Source organism: Tabrizicola sp. (assembly GCF_030694085.1).
GTDB lineage: Bacteria > Pseudomonadota > Alphaproteobacteria > Rhodobacterales > Rhodobacteraceae > Tabrizicola.
The window spans coordinates 1-3,197 of sequence record NZ_JAUXZE010000015.1 but is presented as its reverse complement, the minus strand read 5'-3'; the positions used below and the strand labels follow the sequence as shown (position 1 = coordinate 3,197).

At 64.2% G+C, this 3,197-nt stretch carries 2 protein-coding genes; both read left to right on the top strand.

Features of this window, described 5'->3' with window-relative positions:
• The coding region (locus Q8M85_RS02645; protein ID WP_305539889.1) for a relaxase/mobilization nuclease domain-containing protein at positions 1–1,528 on the top strand (1,528 nt) is incomplete at its 5' end.
• Positions 1,529–1,538: 10 nt separating this feature from the next.
• The coding region (locus Q8M85_RS02640; RefSeq protein ID WP_305539887.1) for a type IV secretory system conjugative DNA transfer family protein at positions 1,539–3,197 on the top strand (1,659 nt) is incomplete at its 3' end.

Here is a 3,197-nt window from a genome sequence, read left to right as displayed (position 1 = left end):
CGCGCCGCGACGGGGACATGCCGATCACATCGTCCTGAGCTTCCCGCGTGGGGTGGACGCCGAGCGCGCCGAAGTCATCGCCCGGGAATGGGGGCAGGCTGTGTTCGGGTCCGGTGAGTATGGGGATGTCTGGCGCTACGTTGCTGCCCTGCACAAGGACACTGACCATCTGCATGCGCATTTCGTGGTCGACAAGCATGGCATCGAGGAAGGTCGCTTCCTGTCGATCTGTCGTCACGCCGCGCTGAACTTCGATGTTATGCGCGAGCTTCACGCCGAAATCAGCCAGTTGCATGGTCTAAACATCCTCGCCTCGTCGCGCCTCTCCCGCGGCATCATCGAGAACTCGCCGCGCCAGTCCGAACTGCGAACATCGCGAGAGGGTGGGAAGCCCACACCCCCTGTCCCGCCGCCGCTGTCCGACGGGGAGCGGAGCCGACGGCTCGCCGCGATGCAGGGCTTCGCCCGTGAATACGAGACCCTTGGCGAGCTCGCCGGTCTCGCCGCCGAAACCGGCACCGAGGCGAGCGCCTCTTCCTACCTTTCTCGGCTGGCCCGGGCGCTTGGCGCGTCTGCCGCCGCACTCAGACAAGGAGTTCCTCTTATGCCCGACCACTCGCTTCACGCCGAAGGCGACCCCGCCGCGCGGGTTGAGGCTGCGCGCAGCGAGATGATCGCTTCGGCCACAGAGGCCTGGGAGGCAATCCGCGCAATGGAACCGTCGGCCGAGCGGGTTGACCTTGAACGGAGTTTTGCCGAGCAGGCCCGCGCCTCGCTGAAACTCGCGCCTGATAGCATCCTCCTAGCAGAGCATGCCCAGGTCGCAGACCGGAACACCGATCCCTATCACAACCCGACCCTCGCCTCGCTTGCGCGGCTGGATCAAGGCCAAACCGAGGGGTTTTCCCTCGATGAAGGCCTGCGCGCGACCCTTGCGCATGTTCGTGACGAGATCGGCGAACGGCTGACCGCGCTCTTCTCGATCCGGGAAGATGAGCTTCGCATAGCGGGCACGTCCGTCGAGGAAATGGTCGCCCGGTTCAGTTTGGCCGAGCGTAGCGAAGGCCAGCGGGCGACCTGGATCACGGAGCAGCCGAACACGATGCAAAAGGTGGTTTGGATGGAAACGGAGCGCGCCCTCGGCCAGGAGGTTCGGGCAGAAGTCGCCGCTTTCAACTTTGCGCCGGAGTTGATGGAGACCATTGCGCGCGACCAATTGCTCACCGCCGATCGCCAGATGAAGCTCTCCGAGGTGCCCGCGCTGGAAGCCATCGTCGACCGCCTGCACGACACTCTGAAACCCGAGGATCTCGACCGCGTCCGGTCCGGCGATCTGGCGCCGCTCAACGAGCAGATCCGAGATCCAGCACTCCGGGCCGCCGTCGCGCATGAACTGAAGAACGAGGGCGACCTCGGTAAATCGAGCGAGGTCGGACCTTGGGCAGATCTGGCACGGGCGCAGCGTCGCGCCGCCGAACTGGGGCAGCGCGACCGCGCCGTCGAACGCGACACCGGCCACGAACTCTGAGGACAGACCCATGCTTTCTAACCTCGACACCGCCTGGCGGTATCCGCTGGCGCTGCTCCTTGGCCTGCTGACCGGTCTCTACATTGGCGGCATGTTGGCGACGATCTATGTGATCACTGCCTTCCGGGAGAGCCTCGATTCGCTCAGCCCCATGGGCCCCTGGTTCCTGCGCTACGCCTGGGCAGACCTCGCCGCGCGGCCATCGGTTCTGCAAGGCGCGCTGATCATCACCGGTGCCGTGACTGTCGCGCTGACGCTTGTCGGTCTGGCCGGGGTTCATCGAGGGCGGCTCAACCAGTATGACGACGCGCATTTCCAGTCGCGCCGAGAGTTGAAGCGCAACCACATGGTCGGGACCCTCGACCAGAACGGCTTCATCTTCGGCAAGCTCGGTCTCCCGAAATCCGACGCGCCCTTCGTGATGGCGCCGCCCGACCGCTTCCCCCATGCGATGATGATCGCGCCTACCGGCCGGGGGAAAGGCGTGGGATTTGTCATCCCGAACCTCCTCCACTTCTCCGGCTCAGCAATCATCCTCGACGTGAAGGGCGAGAACTTCGCGAAGACCTCGATCCATCGCAAGCGTGGGCTGAAGAACGGCATCTGGTACTTTTCGCCCTTCGATGAGGACCGGGGTTCGCACCGGTTCAACCCGCTTGCCCGGATCGCCGCCCTTCCCTCCGCAGAGCGTCAGTATACCGCGCTGAACTCGATGGCCGACCTCTTCCTCATCCCGGAAGGCGAAAGTGCGCAGAGCTTCTTCAATGCGGGCAAGCGGCTCTTCATCGCCTCATGCCTCTACGCCATCGAACAGCGCCGCCCGACCTTGGGCTTTGCCGGTGAGATCATGGCCGGAGGCGGCGACAAGAAGAAGAGCTACACGGCCATTGCCGAGACCACGAACATCCCGATCGTCTCCCGCACTTTCCTCGAGATGGCCGACGTCCCGGAAAAAACCCTCGGGGCCTATGTGTCCGTCATCCAGGGATCCGGTCTCGAGCTTTGGAACGACCCTGCGGTGGACCGCGTGACCTCAGCCAGCGACTTCGACTTCTCTACCTTCCGGCGCGATCCCCAAAGTCTCTACATCGTCGTCCAGCCCGAGCACCTGAAAACTCTCGCCCCCCTCGTCCGCCTACTCTTCGCGGATGCCATCGCTTCCCTTCAGCGCCGTGAGCCTGGTCCGGACGAACCCCATGCGGTCATGTTCCTGATGGACGAGTTTGACCAGCTCGGCCGCCAGCCACTTGTCCTCTCTTCCATCAAGACCATCCGCAGTTTCGGCGGCCGGTTCTTCATCATCTCTCAGACCATTCCCGGTCTCGATGACATCTATGGGGAGACCGGGCGGCGCTCTCTGCAAGGCGGCGCTGGTGTGCAGATCTACATGACACCCCAGGATGACCGGACCGCCGAGGTGCTGTCGAACGCCTTGGGGCGGTCTACCATCACTGCCGTGACCGAGAGCCAGTCGCGGGTTCGGGCCTTGGAGGACAGTGCTAATGTCAGCAGGCGTTCCGAGGAGCGTCCGTTGATTTCGGCGAACGAGGTGCTGCGGTTTCCGCTGGACGAGGTGCTGGTGCTGCCCGAGGGGCAGTATCCGATCCGGGCGCGGCACATCCGGTACTACGAGGATCGGCACTTTGCGCCGATTGATCGGGCGCGGAAG